This window comes from Shewanella sp. 10N.286.48.B5, assembly GCF_002874355.2.
Classification (GTDB): Bacteria; Pseudomonadota; Gammaproteobacteria; order Enterobacterales; family Shewanellaceae; genus Shewanella.
In genome coordinates this window covers 1,682,200-1,699,284 of record NZ_MCVG02000001.1, presented here as the reverse complement: position 1 = coordinate 1,699,284, position 17,085 = coordinate 1,682,200, and the positions used below count along the sequence as shown (strand labels likewise).

At 41.0% G+C, this 17,085-nt stretch carries 15 protein-coding genes; 11 read left to right on the top strand and 4 right to left on the bottom strand.

The genetic code is table 11. The features are described 5' to 3' along the window. The first annotated feature begins 3 nt into the window (after positions 1-3). On the top strand, positions 4-2,280 hold the full coding sequence (locus BCU57_RS07365; protein ID WP_102435542.1) for an acyl-CoA dehydrogenase: 2,277 nt from the start codon (positions 4-6) through the stop codon (positions 2,278-2,280). A 205-nt stretch (positions 2,281-2,485) separates the two neighbouring features. On the opposite strand, the gene pyk is transcribed toward BCU57_RS07365, so the two are convergent. Both pyk and BCU57_RS07355 read right to left on the bottom strand, forming a co-directional pair. Beyond that, positions 2,486-3,925, bottom strand: a complete 1,440-nt coding sequence (pyk, locus tag BCU57_RS07360; RefSeq protein WP_102435540.1) for a pyruvate kinase — start codon at positions 3,923-3,925, stop codon at positions 2,486-2,488. Between the two features lie 209 nt (positions 3,926-4,134). Continuing rightward, positions 4,135-4,989, bottom strand: a complete 855-nt coding sequence (locus tag BCU57_RS07355) for a MurR/RpiR family transcriptional regulator (protein ID WP_102435538.1) — start codon at positions 4,987-4,989, stop codon at positions 4,135-4,137. Between the two features lie 330 nt (positions 4,990-5,319). On the opposite strand from BCU57_RS07355, the gene zwf reads away from it, so the two are divergent. From zwf to BCU57_RS07325, 6 genes are all read left to right on the top strand, one after another. After that, the gene (gene zwf / locus BCU57_RS07350) at positions 5,320-6,792 is read left to right on the top strand and encodes a glucose-6-phosphate dehydrogenase (protein ID WP_102435536.1); all 1,473 of its coding nucleotides are present in this window, start codon (positions 5,320-5,322) and stop codon (positions 6,790-6,792) included. A 9-nt stretch (positions 6,793-6,801) separates the two neighbouring features. Then, positions 6,802-7,500: a 6-phosphogluconolactonase gene (gene pgl / locus BCU57_RS07345; protein ID WP_102435534.1), complete on the top strand. Its 699-nt coding sequence runs from the start codon at positions 6,802-6,804 to the stop codon at positions 7,498-7,500. Between the two features lie 11 nt (positions 7,501-7,511). Further along, entirely contained in the window at positions 7,512-9,338 is a 1,827-nt protein-coding gene (gene edd, locus BCU57_RS07340) for a phosphogluconate dehydratase (protein ID WP_102435532.1), read from the top strand. A gap of 19 nt (positions 9,339-9,357) precedes the next feature. Next, positions 9,358-9,999: a bifunctional 4-hydroxy-2-oxoglutarate aldolase/2-dehydro-3-deoxy-phosphogluconate aldolase gene (locus BCU57_RS07335; protein ID WP_102435530.1), complete on the top strand. Its 642-nt coding sequence runs from the start codon at positions 9,358-9,360 to the stop codon at positions 9,997-9,999. Positions 10,000-10,136: 137 nt separating this feature from the next. Then, positions 10,137-10,844 (top strand): class I SAM-dependent DNA methyltransferase, encoded by a 708-nt coding sequence (locus BCU57_RS07330; RefSeq protein WP_102435528.1) that lies wholly within the window; start codon positions 10,137-10,139, stop codon positions 10,842-10,844. A gap of 4 nt (positions 10,845-10,848) precedes the next feature. Further along, positions 10,849-11,952, top strand: coding sequence for a hypothetical protein (locus tag BCU57_RS07325; protein ID WP_102435526.1), 1,104 nt, complete (start codon positions 10,849-10,851; stop codon positions 11,950-11,952). 41 nt (positions 11,953-11,993) lie between these two features. On the opposite strand, the gene BCU57_RS07320 is transcribed toward BCU57_RS07325, so the two are convergent. After that, on the bottom strand, positions 11,994-12,590 hold the full coding sequence (locus BCU57_RS07320; RefSeq protein ID WP_102435524.1) for a DUF1569 domain-containing protein: 597 nt from the start codon (positions 12,588-12,590) through the stop codon (positions 11,994-11,996). An 83-nt stretch (positions 12,591-12,673) separates the two neighbouring features. Continuing rightward, on the bottom strand, positions 12,674-13,522 hold the full coding sequence (locus BCU57_RS07315; RefSeq protein WP_102435523.1) for a LysR family transcriptional regulator: 849 nt from the start codon (positions 13,520-13,522) through the stop codon (positions 12,674-12,676). A gap of 139 nt (positions 13,523-13,661) precedes the next feature. Here BCU57_RS07315 and rimK point away from each other — a divergent pair, with 139 nt between their 5' ends. The 4 genes from rimK to BCU57_RS07295 are packed head-to-tail and all read left to right on the top strand — an operon-like array spanning position 13,662 to position 16,949. After that, positions 13,662-14,567 (top strand): 30S ribosomal protein S6--L-glutamate ligase, encoded by a 906-nt coding sequence (rimK, locus tag BCU57_RS07310; protein ID WP_102435521.1) that lies wholly within the window; start codon positions 13,662-13,664, stop codon positions 14,565-14,567. 13 nt (positions 14,568-14,580) lie between these two features. Then, complete coding sequence (locus BCU57_RS07305) at positions 14,581-15,603, top strand: succinylglutamate desuccinylase/aspartoacylase family protein (protein ID WP_102435519.1); 1,023 nt, start codon at positions 14,581-14,583, stop codon at positions 15,601-15,603. An 11-nt stretch (positions 15,604-15,614) separates the two neighbouring features. Further along, a complete protein-coding gene (locus BCU57_RS07300; protein ID WP_102435517.1) occupies positions 15,615-16,040 on the top strand; it encodes an ATP-dependent zinc protease in 426 nt (141 codons plus the stop codon). Positions 16,041-16,085: 45 nt separating this feature from the next. Further along, positions 16,086-16,949 carry a mechanosensitive ion channel family protein gene (locus BCU57_RS07295; protein ID WP_102435515.1) on the top strand — a complete coding sequence of 288 codons (864 nt, stop codon included), beginning with the start codon at positions 16,086-16,088 and terminating at the stop codon, positions 16,947-16,949. Positions 16,950-17,085: the final 136 nt, after the last annotated feature.

Genomic DNA, 17,085 nt, shown 5'->3' with positions numbered 1-17,085 from the left:
AACATGACTGTCGTTATACTGGTTTTAATAGCACTTGCTGTGTTATTTGGTGTGCGTAATTTAAGGATGCGATTTATCACGCGTCCGGTTTTTTCGTTTTTTAAGAAAGTACTTCCGCCATTATCTAGTACTGAAAAAGAGGCGATGGAAGCGGGTGATGTGTGGTGGGAAGGTGAATTGTTTGGCGGAAATCCAAACTGGAACACGCTTCACAATTACGGTAAACCCCAATTAACAGCAGCTGAGCAAGACTTTATCAATAACCAAGTGCAAACAGCGCTGAGTATGATTGATGATTATGACATTGTTCACAACCGCAAAGACTTACCACCTGAGTTATGGGATTACTTCAAAAAAGAAGGTTTTTTTGCATTAATTATTCCCACTAAATTTGGTGGTCGAGAGTTTTCTGCCTACGCCAACTCAACCATTGTCAGTAAAATTGCCTCTCGCAGCATTAGTGCGGCCGTTACGGTTATGGTTCCTAACTCTTTAGGCCCTGGTGAGTTATTAACTCATTATGGTACTGAAGAGCAAAAACAGCGTTGGTTACCTGCGTTAGCTAATGGTGATGAGCTACCGTGTTTTGCGTTAACTGGCCCAGAGGCGGGATCAGACGCTGGTGCAATACCTGATACTGGTATTGTGTGTCGCCGCGAATTTAATGGTGAAGAAGTATTAGGTTTAAGTCTTACTTGGGATAAACGTTACATTACCTTGGCACCTGTAGCTACAGTGCTTGGTCTTGCATTTCAAATGCGTGACCCTGAGGGTTTATTAGGTGATACGGTTAATCTTGGTATTACCTGTGCGTTAATTCCAACCGATCATCCCGGTGTTGAAATTGGTCGTCGTCATAATCCATTGATGATGGCCTTTATGAACGGCACCACAAGTGGTGAAGATGTATTCATTCCACTGGATTGGATTATTGGCGGCCCTCAGTTTGCGGGTAAAGGCTGGAGAATGCTGGTTGAGTGTTTATCTGCCGGCCGTGGTATTTCATTGCCAGCATTGGCAACTGCATCGGGTCATATGGCCACTAAAACCACAACAGCTTATAGTTATGTAAGACAGCAGTTCGGTATGCCAATTGGTAAATTTGAAGGTGTACAAGAAGCGCTAGCGCGTATTATCGCTAACACTTATCAATTAGAAGCGGCCAGATGTTTAACCACCACCGGTATTGATTTAAAAGTGAAACCATCGGTGGTTACCGCGATTGCTAAATATCACATGACTGAATTAGGTCGAGATGTGGTAGAAGATGCGATGGATATTCAGTCTGGTAAAGGTATTCAGTTAGGGTCGAAAAACTATCTCGGTCATGCTTATATGGCCAGTCCTATTTCTATCACTGTTGAAGGGGCGAATATTTTGACCCGTTCGCTGATGATTTTTGGTCAAGGGGCAACACGCTGTCATCCTTATGTATTGGCTGAAATGGAAACTGCGGCGATGGAAGATCAAAAAGCAGCCATTAACCGTTTCGATTCATTATTAATGGGCCATATGACTTATGCTATTCGAAATGGTGTCATGGCTTTCTTTAATGCATTAACAGCCAGTAAAACCAATTCATCGCCAGTTAGTGGTACCACTCAGCAATATTATCGTGATATGAGCCGTATCTCGGCAGCTTTAGCGATAATGACTGATTTAGCTATGTTGGTCATGGGCGGTGATTTAAAACGTAAAGAGATGATCTCAGCGCGTATGGGCGATGTGCTAAGTCAATTATACCTAGCATCAGCAACCTTAAAGCTGTTTGAAGATAATGGCCGTCAACAAGATGATTTACCGGCAGTGCATTATGTCATGACTGAAAGATTACATCTTGCCGCTAAAGCATTGGAAGAGGCTATTCGTAACTTCCCAAATAAGTTTGTTAGCGTATTGCTTAGAGTGATCATATTTCCATTAGGTAATCACTTTAATGCGCCAACTGACAAACAAGCAACGACCTTAGCAGATGGTTTCATGCAACCTTCGCCAGCAAGAGATAGGTTAACTTTCTTATGTGCTGATTTTGACGGAGATAGCAGCGGCATTGCTGAAGTTGAGCAAGCATTTACAGCTAAATATGCTTGTAAAGGTTTGTACTCTCGCCTTAAGAAAGCCCAAAAAGCGGGGACTCTTGATGCGAAACAGCCAATGGTTGACTTGTTTAACCAAGCTTTAGCCAATGACGTGATTAATCAAGCAGAGCTTGAGCAGCTACTTGATGCCAATGAAAAGCGCTTAGCTGCGATTCATGTCAATGATTTTGAAAGCCTATAATCGAAAGTTAACTGACGTTTGACTGTAACGGTCTAGCGTTACCTGAGGTTTGAATGTTAAACAAGTAATGTTTATGCCTTGGGTACTATTAGCCTGAAATAATGACGACACACAATTTTCTAAATCAAAACACACATATTTAGCACATAAAAAAACCACCTAATCAGGTGGTTTTTTATTAGCTATTTGAAGCAATTAACTCATATTAAGCAACAACAAGTACTTTACAAGTGTTAGTGCCACCAACAGTTTCCATTGCATCGCCTTTAGTCATTAATACCATGTCACCTGATTTAAGGTAACCAGCAGCTGCAACCGCTTTTAACGCTTCTGATGCTAATGCATCAGCTGGGAAAGCTGTAGAATCAAACTGAACTGGCATAACGCCACGGAATAAAGCTAATTTTGCTAAGGTCTTTTGATGACGAGACAGTGCGAAAATTGGTAATGCAGAGCTGATGCGCGACATTAACTTGGTGGTTTCGCCTGATTCAGTCAAGCTGATGATAGCTTTAACACCTTTTAAATGGTTTGCAGCATACATAGTTGAAAGGGCAATGGTTTCTTCAATAGTATCGAATGTTTCGTTCATTCTATGCTTAGAAGACATCACTGATGGATGCTGTTCTGCACCAGCACAAACATTGCTCATTGCTAACACAGTCTCTTCAGGGAAGTCACCGGCAGCAGTTTCAGCTGAAAGCATCACAGCGTCAGTGCCATCTAGTACGGCGTTCGCTACGTCCATAACTTCAGCACGAGTTGGCATAGGGCTTGAAATCATTGATTCCATCATTTGAGTTGCAGTAATCACAACTTTGTTCAATTGACGTGAACGACGGATAAGTTTCTTTTGTACTGCAACCAATGCAGCATCGCCAATTTCAACACCTAAGTCACCACGTGCAACCATTACCGCGTCAGATGCTTTAATGACATCGTCCATCGCTTCATCAGTACCAACAGCTTCTGCACGTTCTACTTTTGATACAATAAGTGCAAAACTGCCCGCATCTTCAGCAAGCTTACGTGCTAAATCTAAATCAGCGCCAGTACGTGGGAAAGAAACGGCTAAGTAATCAACCTGAATTTGCGCAGCCGTTAAAATATCTGCTTTGTCTTTTTCAGTTAGTGCAGGGGCTGTTAATCCGCCGCCTTTTTTGTTGATGCCTTTATTATTAGATAAAGGACCCGCAACAGTAACACTAGTGAAAACTTTACGACCTTCTACAGATTCAACTTTAAGCTGAACACGGCCGTCATCAAGCATAAGAATGTCACCTATGACAACGTCATTTGGCAATTCTTTATAATCGATACCAACTTGTTTCTCGTCACCTTCACCTTTAGCAAGATCTGCATCTAAAATGAAAGTATCACCTAAATTCAACTGAATTTTTTTGTTATCTTTAAAGGTAGATACACGAATTTTGGGGCCTTGCAAATCACCTAATACAGCTACGTGAACACCTAACTCTTTTGCAATATTGCGAGCGTCAGTAGCACGTTTAAGATGATCTTCTGGTGAGCCGTGTGAGAAGTTAAGACGTACAACATTTGCACCAGCGGCAATGATTTTACGTAGGTTATCATCGCGGTCGGTTGCAGGTCCAAGTGTCGTAACGATTTTAGTTCTGCGGAACATAGGATACTCCGTTAATTTAAAAGAAAAAGAATTCGGTACTAAATATTATGGACTTATATTAACAGAGATTTTCGAATTATGTAGGAAAGTTACGAACAAAAAGATCGTTTTTGAGATATATATCTGTGACTGAGTCGTATAAATTCAATAAAAAAGGCCGAACAGGTAATATTGTTCGGCCTTTCGGACAGGTAATTATTTAGTAATAATTAGATGGTAAGATCTTTATTTATCCGAGATTCTTTCAATACTTCTTTAACACGTTTTAGATTATCGCGAAAACGCGGGCCTCTTCTCAAGGTAAAGCCTGTGGCTAACACATCAATAGTAACCAGCTGTGCTAAACGTGAAGCCATAGGTAAATACATGTCAGTATCTTCTGGCACTTCCATGGTCACCGGCAACGTACATTCGTGAGACAGTGGCGAGTTACGAGCAGTAATCCCAATCACCGCAGCGCCATTTTCACGGGCAATTCGGGCTATTTCGATTAATGATTTAGTACGGCCAGTGTGGGATATAAGCACCACAACATCACCTTCATCGCAGCCAATACAGCTCATACGTTGCATTAATACATCATCAAAACAAATGACCGGTACGTTAAAACGGAAGAACTTATTTTGCGCATCGTGAGCAACTGATGAGGATGCTCCCAGGCCAAAAAACGATATTGTTTTAGCTTGCGTTAAAATATCTACGGCTTTATTGACTGCAACCACATCAAGGCTTTGACGGGCAGTATCAAGGGATGCCATTGAAGATTCGAAGATTTTTGTTGTATAGGATTCAGGAGAATCATCTTCTTCAACATGGCGGCTTACATAAGGTGTACCGTTAGCAAGACTTTGGGCCAAATGTAACTTAAAATCAGGGAAGCCCTTAGTATCAAGTCTGCGACAAAAACGGTTCACAGTGGGTTCGCTGACGTCAGCCATTTTGGCAAGCGTTGCAATACTAGAGTGAATCGCCGTTTGCGGAGAAGAGAGAATGACCTCTGCAACTTTTCGCTCTGACTTACTAAATTGTGTAAGGCTTTTTTGCACCTTCTCAAGGGTATTCATAAGTAATTGTCCGCTAAAATGGATGATGTAATTTTATATCATAAATTACAATTTAGGAGGAAATGAAGTAATTTTCATACCTCTAAAAACGATTATAAGCCGTTTTGTTTTATTTTTTGTAACTAATCTATGATAGTAAAGTAATTTAACAACTAAAATACTATCAGGTTTTATGTGAAAAAGGCTAGATGTAACCAATATCAATAATTGTAAAATTATAATGCACAAATTTAATTCTGTTGTTATATTACAACAAAAGTGTGCTTTTATTCACTGGCAACTAAAAATGGTTTGCCTGTGAACACGCATAATAAAGGAGTATTTTAAGCAATGAGTAACTCATCAATAGGCGCCAAGGCTTGCGACTTTGTACTTTTTGGCACCAAAGGCGATTTAGCACGCCGTAAGTTGTTACCTTCTCTCTATCAGCTTGATAAAGCGAATCTATTAGATAAAGACACCAAAGTTATTGGTGTCGCTAAAGATGCCTTTACTCAAGAAGAGTTCATTGAACTTGTCAATAAAGCATTAAACACTTTTGTAAAGGACGAGTTATGTGAAGAGACCCTCGCTCGCTTTATTGCTCGTTGTCATTATATCGGTACTAATTTTACCGATTCTGAAGGCTACAAAGCTTTCCATGGTCTTTTAGAGCCAACTAAGCGTGTAATGGTCAGCTATTTCGCCACGCCTCCGTCAATCTTTGGTGAAATCTGTCGTTGTCTTAATGAGCAAAACCTTATTCATTCCGACACCCGTATCGTGCTTGAAAAGCCAATTGGCACTTGCCTTGCGTCATCAAAAGTCATTAATGACAAAGTTTCTGAATTCTTCAATGAAAATCAAGTTTACCGAATTGACCACTATTTAGGTAAAGAAACCGTTCAAAATCTCATTGCCCTGCGCTTTGCGAATTCATTGTTTGCTTCTAAGTGGGATAACCGCACGATTGATCATGTACAAATCACCGTAGCTGAAGAAGTCGGTATTGAAGGTCGTTGGGGATACTTTGATACTGCAGGTCAAATGCGTGACATGATCCAAAACCATTTACTGCAAGTGCTGACGCTTGTGGCAATGGACCCGCCAGTAAATTTAGATGCTGATAGCATTCGTGATGAAAAAGTAAAAGTACTTAAGTCATTGCGTCCAATTACCCCAAACAACGTGTTTGAAAACACGGTTCGTGGTCAATATTCTAGTGGTTATTTAAAAGGCTCACCTGTTCCTGGTTATTTAGAAGAAGAGGGCGCCAATGTTAAATCTAACACTGAAACCTTTGTAGCGCTTCGCGTTGATATTGATAATTGGCGCTGGGCTGGCGTGCCGTTCTACTTACGTAGTGGCAAACGTATGCCGTTTAAGAGCAGTGAGATTGTGGTTTACTTCAAAAACCCGCCGCATAATTTATATCGTGACACCATGCGTAACTTACCACCAAACAAGTTGACTATTCGTTTGCAACCCCATGAAGGTGTTGAAATTCAAATGATGAATAAAGTCCCAGGTCTGGAAGAAAAGCAACGCATCCAAACCACCAAACTTGATTTAAGTTTCACCGATACCTTTAAAAACGAACGCATTGCCGACGCTTACGAACGTTTATTACTTGAAGCCATGTTAGGTAATCAAGCATTGTTCGTGCGCCGTGATGAAGTTGAGCAAGCCTGGACTTGGGTCGATGGCATCATCAATTCTTGGGAAAATGGCGGCGAGAAGCCTAAGCCATATCCAGCAGGTACATGGGGCCCTGTGGCTTCAGTTGCTTTAATCACTAAAGATGGTCGTTCTTGGGACGAGTAAGGAAATATTATGATTAAAGAATCTGTATTTAAAGCATTTGCAACCCCAGCGGATCTCGAAGCCAAATTAGCTGACAAAATTGCCAGTCAGTTGCAGGATGCGGTTGATAGCCGTGGTAAAGCAAGTCTTGTTGTTTCAGGTGGCTCGACACCGCTTAAATTATTTCAATTACTAAGCAATAAAGCGATCGACTGGAGTGATGTTTATATCACACTTGCCGATGAACGTTGGGTAGATGCAGAAGCTGCAGATTCTAACGAGCGCTTAGTAAGAGCACATTTATTACAAAATCGCGCAGCAAGTGCCAAATTCCGTGGTTTAAAGAATATGTTTGATAGCCCTGAAAAGGGCTGTGACATGACGATTGAGTCTCTGGCTAACTTCCCTAAACCATTTGATGTTGTGGTATTAGGCATGGGTACAGATGGCCACACTTGTTCGTGGTTCCCTTGCAGTAAAGAATTAGAAAACGCTTTTACGACTGGTTTACTTTGCGCAGCCGTTAATCCAACGACTGCTCCACATGCACGTATTACCTTATCTAAAGGTGCCATTTTAAACAGTCGCCAGATTTATCTGCATTTAGTAGGTGAGTCAAAACTATCCGTATATCGCCAAGCTTTGGAAAGCGACGATGTGAATGCAATGCCAATTAGAGCCGTATTAGCGCAGCGTAAAACGCCCGTTGATGTGTTTTATAGCGCGTAAAGGAGTTAACCATGCACTCAGTAGTTCAAGCTGTTACCGATCGAATTATCGCTCGTAGCCAAGATTCACGTAAAAAATATCTCGAAGCATTAAACGATGCTCGCGCCAAAGGCGTACATCGTAGTGCATTAAGCTGTGGTAACTTAGCCCACGGTTTTGCGGCTTGTAAGCCAGATGATAAAGACTCTTTACGTCAATTAACCAAAGCGGATATCGGTATTGTGACGGCATTTAACGACATGTTATCTGCTCATCAGCCATATGAAGATTACCCAAATTTCATTAAAAAAGCCTGCCAAGAAGTCGGTAGTGTTGCTCAAGTTGCTGCGGGCGTTCCGGCAATGTGTGACGGTGTGACCCAAGGCCAACCTGGCATGGAGCTTAGCTTACTGAGTCGTGAAGTGATTGCTATGTCAACGGCGGTGGGTTTATCTCACAACATGTTTGACGGCGCCTTATTATTAGGTATTTGCGACAAGATTGTTCCGGGTTTATTGATTGGCGCGTTAAGTTTTGGTCATTTACCAATGATGTTTGTGCCAGCAGGTCCAATGAAATCTGGTATTCCAAACAAAGAAAAAGCCCGTGTACGTCAACAATTTGCTCAAGGCAAAGTTGATAGAGCGGCATTGTTAGAAGCTGAATCAAGCTCTTATCACAGTGCGGGTACTTGTACTTTCTACGGTACTGCTAACTCTAATCAGTTAATGCTTGAAATGATGGGCTTACAGTTACCTGGTTCTTCGTTTGTGAATCCTGATGATCCACTACGTGATGAACTAACCGCAATGGCAGCTAAACAAGTGTGTCGTTTAACTGAAATGGGTACCCAATACACCCCAATCGGTGAGATTGTTAACGAAAAATCAGTGGTTAATGGCATTGTAGGCATCCTTGCAACAGGTGGTTCTACCAACCTGACTATGCACATTGTTGCTGCCGCGCGCGCCGCTGGCATCATTGTCAACTGGGACGATTTTTCAGATTTATCTGATTGCGTACCGTTAATGGCCAAGGTTTATCCAAATGGACATGCTGATATTAACCATTTCCACGCCGCAGGCGGCATGGCATTTTTAGTCAAAGAATTGCTAGATGCAGGGCTTATCCATGAGGATGTCAACACTGTAGCGGGCTTTGGTTTACGTATATATACCCAAGAGCCGCGCATTCTTGATGGCAAGTTAACTTGGGTTGATGGGCCAACAGAAAGTTTAGACAAAGAAGTGTTAACTCACATCGACACACCTTTTCAAAATAACGGCGGTCTAAAATTACTTAAAGGTAACCTTGGTCGTTCAGTGATCAAAGTATCAGCAGTGCCTGCAGCTAACAGAATTGTTGAAGGTCCAGCGGTTGTGATTGACGACCAAAACAAGCTTGATGCAATTTTCCAAGCAGGTGGTTTAGACCGAGATTGTGTTGTGGTGGTAAAAGGCCAAGGCCCGAAAGCTAACGGTATGCCAGAGTTACATAAACTCACGCCATATTTAGGTACCTTACAAGATAAGGGCTTCAAAGTGGCGCTTGTTACAGATGGCCGTATGTCTGGCGCGTCAGGCAAAGTGCCTGCAGCGATTCACTTAACGCCAGAAGCATTAGATGGTGGCCTTATCGCTAAGGTTGAAGATGGCGACATGATCCGTGTTAATGCTGATACCGGCGAGTTAAGTTTACTGGTGGATGAAGCCACTTTAACTGCACGTGTAGCAGGGAAAGTAGATCTACATCACTCAAGTTATGGCATGGGCCGTGAATTATTCGGTGCTTTACGAAATAGTTTAAGCAGCCCAGAAACAGGCGCTCGTAGTACCAGTGCCATTGACGAAATTTATTAATTAAAAGGAAGATACTCGAATGCTTGAGAATAACTGGACGTTACAGCCACAAGATATTTTTAAACGCAGCCCGATTGTTCCTGTAATGGTTATCAATAAAATTGAGCATGCAGTACCGTTAGCTAAAGCATTAGTAGCGGGCGGCATCAGTGTTTTAGAAGTCACTTTACGCACAGAATGTGCTTTAGAAGCCATTGCATTGATTGCTAAAGAAGTCCCAGAGGCGTTAGTGGGGGCAGGTACTATTTTAAATGAATTGCAACTGCAGCAAGCTGTAGATGCGGGTTCACAATTTATTATTACGCCAGGTGCTACCGTTGACCTGTTAAAAGCAGCTAAGCGTGGTAATGTGCCGTTAATTCCAGGTGTTGCGAGCATCTCAGAAGTCATGGCGGGGATGGAGTTGGGTTACACCCATTTTAAATTCTTCCCAGCTGAAGCGTCTGGCGGCGTTAATGCACTGAAAGCCTTCTCGGGTCCATTGGCGAATATTCGTTTTTGTCCAACAGGCGGTATTACGCCGACAAGTTATAAAAATTACTTAGCATTAGCTAATGTTGATTGTATTGGTGGTAGCTGGATAGCGCCTACTGATGCAATGGAACAAGAAGATTGGGGTCGTATTACCCAGCTCTGTAAAGATGCCATCGGCGCTTTATAACCCGAGCGTTTAACTAACGATTAATAAAAGCCACTTTCGAGTGGTTTTTTTGTTTTTAAAATAAGTCCGATCATCAATTTTATAGTGTATAAATTAATACTGGTGAATTAACATTATAAAAATGGACACTTCTTTAAATGGACAAGTACCAGCAAACGGTAAACGTATTTGACAAAGCAGCTGATAAATATCAGCAAAAATACATGGATTGTGCCTTATATGCTGATAGTCTTAATCGTTTTGCTGCGTTAATAGACACTCAATTCAACATTGAATCTAGTTCTAAATCGGCATTTAAAACAGAAACGGGTATTTCTGTATACGATATCGGTTGCGGACCAGGTAACGCCAGTTTGTATTTGCAACAAGCATTAGCTCAGCAACGAAATGTCCCGATAAATATCAGTGGAATAGATTTATCTACGGCGATGATAACGATTGCCAAGCAGCAAAACCCGACGGGGAAATTTGAGGTTAACGATATTCGCCAGATTGCGGCAACAAATAATAGATTTAATGTACTGCTGTGCTCATTTTGTCTGCCGTATCTTGCAAAAACTGATATAGCGCCTTTTATTGAATCTTTAGCTAAGGTATCCACAGCACAAGCGTTAGTCTATATCGGTTTTATGCAAGATGATTACAGTCAATCATGTGTGCAAGAGTCTGCTGAAGGTGACAAGCTACATATGTATTTTTATCAACCTGAATTTATAGCGTCTTTGCTCTGCCAATATGATTTTGAAATTGTCACCAGCTTTACCCAAGATCATATCGTCGATGGTCAGAAGATGGCCACTGATAGGTTTTTATTTGCTAAGAAAACAGTGTTAATTAAGGAGTGATCGAATGCGAACATGGCCATTAGCTTCCAAAATCCCTTTTATTAGTCTGCTAGTTCTATCGTTTGCCTGGTTTTTATTTTATCAAAACGATATGTGGATTAATGATTATGGCGCAGCAAAATTCGATTGGTTGTTACTCATTGACGCTGCTATCATTTTACCCATAATTTGCTTTTTGTGTATCAAATCTACCAAGTTAGCACTCGTTAAGGCACTCGGTTATTTTGCTATTTTAATACTGCTTGGCAGTTATATTATTCCCTCAGAGCAACAAATATTATGGCCTTATTTAACTCAGATCCGTTACCTGTTACTGACGGTATTTGTATTAATTGAGGTATTTTCAATTACCTGCGTGATATTTGCCATAAAAACGGCGCTTAAATCAGGAGTTGATCCTGATATTGCAATTATGCAGCCAATTAGTGCTTTATTTGGTAATAACTTGGTAGCCGATATCATGATTTTTGAAGCCAGAGTTTGGAGCTTCTTTTTGTGTGGCCATTTAATCAAACCGTCAACATATCACGGTGATTCACAATTTAGTTATCATCATAAAGACGGTAATCAGTCTAACGCGCTAGGATTTATAATGATGATAATGTTTGAAATACCGCTGATGCATTTACTGGTTCATTTTATGTTTTCAGCGTTCAGCGCTAATGTGGTAACGGCATTAACCTTGGTGAGTTTAGTATTCTTTATTGCTGAATACCGTGCTATGTCACGCAGACCGATCACAATAGAGACTTGTGCAGCCTCATTAGTCACTGATAATTACAACCCTAACACTCAAGCTGAGCTTGGCCTCGCAGATTTAAATTCAGGCTCAGGAGCAAGCGTCATAATTCAGAATAAATTACATATTCGCTACGGAGTGTTTAATAGCTTTAGCATTGATTTAAGTAATATTAAAACTGTCGAACCCAACAAATTAGCCATTCGACGTGCTGAAACGATAAAACGCTTTAACTTTTCTGGCGCTCCCAATGTCAAACTAACCTTAGTTGAGCCTATTAAAGGTATTGATAGTGTATATATTGGAGTCGATCAACCAGATGCGCTTATTGGTGAACTAACACTAGGTCTCGTTAAACCAAATTGCTGACACTAGGCCAATATAATGGCTGTTATTGACCTTATATAGTTTCAGCTTAACGTGCGCAGCTGTATTTGCTGCATATGATTATTAAAGTGCATTACATGGGCAAGGGCGTAGTCTTGTTTACTGAGCTTGCCATAAGCAAAGTGGGGCTGTAAATGACCGTTATATTGCTGAAAATCTACGAGCGATTGTTGCAACCTTTTGAGGGCTAGCAAATAATCAGCCTGCTTTGAAATTAAAGGTGCACCGGGTATGACTTCTGCAAGGTTATGAGTCATCTTGCCTTTAGCACTGAATAAAGCAAATGCGCTAGCCCCAATAGTGTGTTTAAAAATCTCTGCTTTTTGCTGGGGATAACCTGTCATAGAATACTCAACACTCTGGGCGCAATGAGTAAAAATTTGGTTTAAATCCCAACCTGCTGATGTCGTGCTTAAAGTAGCCTTTGCTGCTTGCTCTGGGTTGTTGCCAATGACGGCTGCAGCAAGCAATTGCGCTATTTGAGATAATATATTATCTATAGTCAATGGCCGAGGTGCTGGGCTGATGCTAAACCAAGTCACTGTACCTGCAATTGTCACACCAGCGCCAACCACGGCACTGCCTTTTACCAAAGCTGTTAAAAACGCTCTTCTGTCCATGGTTATCCTTGTTGGGCTTTGTGAGTAGCAGACTAAAATCACGCCAGCTGTTAATTTTGCCTTGCTGTTTCACTGATTTAAAATCAAGTTTTAAGGTAGGGAAATAGCTGTAGCGTTTGTTCAATAATATCGACTTTATGGCCTTTTTCTAAATACACTGCATAAATTTCTCGAGAAAAAACCGGCGCATCTTCGACAATAAAAAGTCTATTGCTTTCAATATGTTCAAACGCCATTTGTCTTGGCAGGTAGGCGCAGCCACCGACATCCAATAAAAAATTAAGTGCAATCCTTGGTTGGTTCATCGAGTGTTTTGCTGGCGGTGAGTCTTGAAAACTGCGGCGGTATTGGCTGTTAATCGACTCACCATAGTCCACCATAATGTAGTTTGCTAATGTCGACTTTTGTTTGGCACGATTTGATTCTGTGCTCACTAGGTATAACGGCACAGTCGCAACCTTAGTGATGACAAGATCTTCTACATAAGGCGGCTCGAATAAAAAGGCCACATCAATAACGCGACTTAACAGGCTTTTTCTTAATTCAACGGGCGATAGGGTACTGGTTAATAAACTCATCCCTTCGATATTGAGGTGAATTTTAGTGAGCCAGCCTTGTAGGACGATATCCCATATAGACATGATAGAACCTATGGCCAGTTGGTGGTTATCACCCTCAGCAATCCCCACATCTTGCTTGGCTTTTTGCCACATCAATAACAGCTCATTGGCATGCTTAATTAAGCGGTTACCCTCAGGGGTTAATTTGAGGTGTTTCTTACTGCGATCAAACAGTAACACCCCCAAGTCCTCTTCTAAAAGCTTGATTCTGGCACTGACAGCAGATTGAGTGATAAACAAATTTTCGGCAGCGACTCTAAAATGTAGCGTATGGCTAACTTCTAAAAATGTTTTTAATAATTCTACTTTCATCAAAATCCTTTAAAAGCTGTGATTAAATTTTTTAATTAAACACATCAAAATATAACGTTATATTTATGAGAGAGATACTCTTACACTCAGCGAATTACAGCACCTTTGTGCAATAAAAGAAACATGTTCAGGACATATTATGAGAATTGCCATTCTATCAAGAAACCCAAATTTATATTCAACTCGCCGCTTAAAAGAGGCCGGTGAAGCTATGGGCCACACAGTGGATATTATTGATACATTACATTGCTACATGGATATTACCAGCAGCAAACCAACCTTGCGCTACGATGGTAAAGAGCTTCCTATGTATGATGCTGTGATCCCGCGTATTGGTGCATCAGTGACATTTTACGGTACAGCTGTGGCCAGGCAATTTGAAATGATGGGCACCTTTAATATTAACGAATCTGTCGCCATTAGTCGCTCTCGCGATAAATTACGTTCATTGCAATTATTGTCACGTAAAGGCATTGGCTTACCACGTACCGGTTTTGCTAACAAGCCTGACAATATCAAAGATTTGATTAAAAACGTTGGTGGTGCGCCTGTTGTGATTAAGCTACTAGAAGGCACCCAAGGTATCGGGGTGGTTCTTGCTGATACCGCTAAAGCTGCTGAAGCCATTATCGAAGCCTTTATGGGGTTAAAAGCCAACATTTTGGTACAAGAATTTGTTAAAGAAGCTGGTGGTGCCGATATTCGCTGTTTAGTGGTTGGCGGTAAGGTTGTTGCGGCAATGAAGCGCCAAGGGGCAGAAGGTGAGTTTCGTTCCAACTTGCACCGCGGTGGTTCAGCTGAAGTGGTTAAGTTATCTAAAGAGGAGCGTGAAACAGCAGTTAATGCAGCCAAAATTATGGGGCTAAACTTATGCGGCGTTGATTTACTGCGCTCACAAAATGGCCCTATGGTGATGGAAGTTAATTCATCACCAGGGCTTGAAGGTATTGAAACGGCAACGGGTAAAGATGTCGCGTCAATGGTATTTCAATTTTTAGAAAAGAATGCCAAGCCCCATAATAACAAAACCCGTGGTAAAGGCTGATTAGGACGTCATTATGGATAAGTTAATTATTGGCGATTTTACCATTCTACCCGGTGAGCAGCGCAAAATAGAGCTACCGGTAGCAAAATTATATACCGATGCTGATGTTTCTTTACCGGTACATATCATCCGTGCCAAAAAGCCGGGGCCAACAATATTTATCAGTGCGGCGGTACATGGTGATGAATTAAATGGCATTGAAATTATACGAAGGCTAATTAAACAAAATAAATTTAAGATCACTTCAGGGACCCTCATAGCTGTACCTATGGTCAATGTGTATGGGGTTGTGAATCAAAGCCGCTACATGCCAGATAGACGGGATTTAAATCGCTGTTTTCCTGGCTCTGCGAAAGGTTCATTAGCTGGGCGGGTAGCACATATATTTCTTAATGAAATCGTTAGACATTGTGATTACGGCATCGATTTACATACTGGCGCGATACACCGCTCTAATTTCCCGCAAATTAGAGCGGATATGGACGATGAGGAAACCAAACTACTTGCCGAAGTGTTTGGCGTGCCGGTTATTTTAAATTCAAACCTAGTGGATGGTTCTTTAAGGGAGTCAGCTGTTAAGAATGAAACCAAAATCCTCTTGTATGAAGCAGGTGAAGCGCTAAGATTTGATGAGTTTTCAATACGTGCAGGCATGAAAGGCATTTTAAATGTGTTGCAGCACTTAGGCATGATTAGAAAATCATCATCAAAAGCAAAGAAAAAGCGCGCCCCATTTATCGCCAACGGCAGTCAGTGGGTACGTGCCAATGCCAGTGGGATTGTGCATAACATTGCTAATTTGGGTGAACAAATTACTAAAGGGCAAGTTTTGGCTGAAATTGGTAGCCCCTATGGCGAAGTGATTGACTCGGTGATCGCATCACGCTCTGGAATATTAATCGGTAAACAAAACATACCGCTAGTGCAAGAAGGTGAAGCCATGTTTCATATTGCTTACTTTAGCGAAAATGATGAAAAAATTGCTGAACACATTGAAAATGTTCAAGAACAACTATTACCAGATTCTGTAAATTAATGAGTTTCGATATGAAAAATAAAACGATTATTGGCAACTTAGAGTATATCGCGCTGCCTAAATTGGGTATCACCGAGTTACAAGTACGTGTAGATACAGGGGCTAAAACTTCGTCTTTACATGTAGATAATATTAAAAAGGTGCTGATAGATGGCGAGCATTGTGTCTCGTTTGATATTCACCCAGATTCACATAATGTTGATACGGTAAAAAGCTGCCATGCTCCTATTAGTGATATCCGTAAAATTAAGTCATCTAATGGCACCTCGGAGCAACGTTATGTGATTAAAACGCCAGTAGTTCTTGGGCAACAAAAGTGGTCGATTGAAATTACCCTTACCGATCGCTCAGACATGAGTTATTTAATGCTATTTGGTCGTGAAGCTTTAGGTACACGGTTTTTAGTGGATCCGTCAGCGGTATATTTAGGATCTTGAATCTAAATATGAATTCAGGTTTAGTAATAACGACGAGGTGCAATAATGGATTTCGTACAAGTTGAACAATGGCTAAATTTGACAGTGTTTACTGTTGCACAACAGCCAATTACCTTAGGTGGGTTATTGATCATTCCGGTGATCATAATTGTCGGTTTGTTCATCACTAAATTGCTAGTAAAACTGATCACTAAGCGGTTAACGTCTAAAAAGACTGACCCTAATATTATCCATCTGTTGCAACGTATATTGTATGTCATCGCCATTGCAATATTATTAATTACTTCGCTTGATTTAATTAATGTGCCCATTACCGCATTTGCATTTTTGTCCGGTGCCATTGCAATCGGTTTTGGTTTTGGCGCGCAAAACATTATTAACAACTTCATTAGTGGTTGGATATTAATGTGGGAACGCCCCACTAAAATTGGTGATTTTCTTGAAGTTGAAGGTGCTAAAGGCATAGTCGAAGCCATTAATAATCGTTCGACTCGTATAAGACGGGTTGATGGCGTTCACTTGTTGATCCCCAATAGCACGTTATTAGAAAACACTGTGGTGAATTGGACACTAGTTGATAATTTAGTCAGGTCAAATGTGCGGGTTGGCGTAGCTTATGGGACTAAGGCAAGAGTTGTCGCAGATTTGTTATATGAAGCAACTATCGCACAAAAAGAGGTATTAATTGAGCCTAAACCTGTGGTGAGTTTTGAAGACTTTGGTGACAACGCGCTAATATTTGAAGTTAACTTTTGGATTAACTCCACTGTAGAAGGGGGGTTAAGGGTGACGCGAAGTAATATTCGTTTTGCACTGGATGAATTATTAGAGCAAAACAATATTGTGGTGGCATATCCACAACGTGATGTGCATCTGGATGGCTCACTGACACTAATAAAGCAAAGGTAAACAGTAAATTATTAAATAAAAATACCGCTGATACATTTGATGATAATCAATATTGTATCAGCGGTTAATTAATCGCTACTGTTCAAGCCAGTTCTTTTATAACTCTAGCTTGTGTAGACTTGTACCAGAGCCAGTG

Coding starts and splice junctions, on each gene's coding strand:
- BCU57_RS07365 (WP_102435542.1), top strand. CDS start 4: ATGACTGTCGTTATACTGGTTTTAATAGCACTTGCTGTGTTATTTGGT.
- pyk (WP_102435540.1), bottom strand. CDS start 3,925: ATGTTCCGCAGAACTAAAATCGTTACGACACTTGGACCTGCAACCGAC.
- BCU57_RS07355 (WP_102435538.1), bottom strand. CDS start 4,989: ATGAATACCCTTGAGAAGGTGCAAAAAAGCCTTACACAATTTAGTAAG.
- zwf (WP_102435536.1), top strand. CDS start 5,320: ATGAGTAACTCATCAATAGGCGCCAAGGCTTGCGACTTTGTACTTTTT.
- pgl (WP_102435534.1), top strand. CDS start 6,802: ATGATTAAAGAATCTGTATTTAAAGCATTTGCAACCCCAGCGGATCTC.
- edd (WP_102435532.1), top strand. CDS start 7,512: ATGCACTCAGTAGTTCAAGCTGTTACCGATCGAATTATCGCTCGTAGC.
- BCU57_RS07335 (WP_102435530.1), top strand. CDS start 9,358: ATGCTTGAGAATAACTGGACGTTACAGCCACAAGATATTTTTAAACGC.
- BCU57_RS07330 (WP_102435528.1), top strand. CDS start 10,137: ATGGACAAGTACCAGCAAACGGTAAACGTATTTGACAAAGCAGCTGAT.
- BCU57_RS07325 (WP_102435526.1), top strand. CDS start 10,849: ATGCGAACATGGCCATTAGCTTCCAAAATCCCTTTTATTAGTCTGCTA.
- BCU57_RS07320 (WP_102435524.1), bottom strand. CDS start 12,590: ATGGACAGAAGAGCGTTTTTAACAGCTTTGGTAAAAGGCAGTGCCGTG.
- BCU57_RS07315 (WP_102435523.1), bottom strand. CDS start 13,522: ATGAAAGTAGAATTATTAAAAACATTTTTAGAAGTTAGCCATACGCTA.
- rimK (WP_102435521.1), top strand. CDS start 13,662: ATGAGAATTGCCATTCTATCAAGAAACCCAAATTTATATTCAACTCGC.
- BCU57_RS07305 (WP_102435519.1), top strand. CDS start 14,581: ATGGATAAGTTAATTATTGGCGATTTTACCATTCTACCCGGTGAGCAG.
- BCU57_RS07300 (WP_102435517.1), top strand. CDS start 15,615: ATGAAAAATAAAACGATTATTGGCAACTTAGAGTATATCGCGCTGCCT.
- BCU57_RS07295 (WP_102435515.1), top strand. CDS start 16,086: ATGGATTTCGTACAAGTTGAACAATGGCTAAATTTGACAGTGTTTACT.